The organism is Lelliottia wanjuensis (assembly GCF_030238365.1).
Classification (GTDB): domain Bacteria; phylum Pseudomonadota; class Gammaproteobacteria; order Enterobacterales; family Enterobacteriaceae; genus Enterobacter; species Enterobacter wanjuensis.
Genome location: NZ_JASSOT010000017.1, coordinates 1 through 1294 on the forward strand (window position 1 = coordinate 1; position 1294 = coordinate 1294).

Annotated in this window: 1 protein-coding gene; it reads left to right on the forward strand. The window is 55.9% G+C overall.

The features are described from left to right. Positions 1 to 82: 82 nt before the first annotated feature. Complete coding sequence (locus QQF33_RS03315) at positions 83 to 1240, forward strand: integrase core domain-containing protein (protein WP_285157374.1); 1158 nt, start codon at positions 83 to 85, stop codon at positions 1238 to 1240. Positions 1241 to 1294 lie beyond the last annotated feature (54 nt).

The window sequence follows — 1294 nt, forward strand, 5'->3', positions numbered from 1 at the left end:
GGTATGAACCGGAAACATGGGTAACACTTTAGACCGGATACATGGGTAACAGTTATAACTGGCATAGAAGAGGAGACTCACTATGCCCTGGACTGAGACCCGACCTATGCAACGCCTTGAATTTATCCGTGCATGCCATGCAGGCGCGGACTCCTTTTCAGCCCTTTGCCGTCTCTTCGGCATCAGCCGCAAAACCGGCTACAAGTGGCTTCAGCGCTTCGAACCTTCTGACCCTTCCTCGCTCTTTGACCGCTCGCGGGCACCCCATTCATCTTCCCGTTCTGTTCCGGATGACATCGCCGGTTATCTGACGGCATTACGGCAAAAACATCCTGACTGGGGGCCTAAAAAACTGCGGATGTGGTGTCTCAACCACGCTGTCGATTTTACCGTGCCCGCGGCCAGCACCATCGGCGATATCCTCAAACGCGAAGGCCTCGTACCGGATAAAAAACGTAAGCGCAGGACACCGGGAAATCGTCAGCCGCTGACCAGGGTCAGTGAAAACAATCAGGTCTGGAGCGCTGATTTTAAAGGCAAGTTCAGACTGCTGAGCAGCGAGTACTGCCATCCCTTCACCCTGACCGATAACCACAGCCGGTATCTCCTGAGCTGTCGCGGAACAGACCGGGAGAGCGAGCCGTTCGTCAGACAGTGCCTGACGGAGGCGTTCCTGGAATACGGGCTCCCGGATGTGCTCAGAACCGACAACGGCCAGCCGTTCGCCGGGACGGGTATCGCCGGATTAAGCCGTCTTGCGGTCTGGCTGATAAAGCTGGGTGTCAGGCCGGAGCGTATCCGGCTGGGACATCCGGAGGAGAACGGACGTCATGAACGCATGCACCGTTCGCTGAAGAGCGCCCTGCGGCATGGCAATACCTTCATGACGATGGAAGAGCAGCAGCGCTGGTTCAGCCATTACCGGGAGGAGTTTAATCATGAGCGCCCACACGAAGCGCTGAACGGCGCAACGCCCGGAACGGTCTGGCAACCCTCAGGCCGACAGTGGGATGGCAGGGTTCCTGAATACGCTTATCCGGCAGGGGGTATGGTCTACAGAGTCAAATCGAGGGGCACGCTGTATATGGGTAAAAAGGGGACGGTGTTCCTGAGTGAAGCCCTGACAGGCGAATACATAATGCTGGAGGAACAGGATGATGGCCTGGAGGCCATCATCTTTAATGGAATAACGCTTGCGTACTACGACCGAAAAACCGAGAGTGTGGTCCGGATAGACTAGAAAGTGTTACCTATGTTCCCGGTCTGATCTGTCACCTATGTATCCGGTCATACA

What these genes read in the sequence shown, in the direction of transcription:
- QQF33_RS03315 (WP_285157374.1), top strand. Translation starts at nt 83, where the DNA reads ATGCCCTGGACTGAGACCCGACCTATGCAACGCCTTGAATTTATCCGT.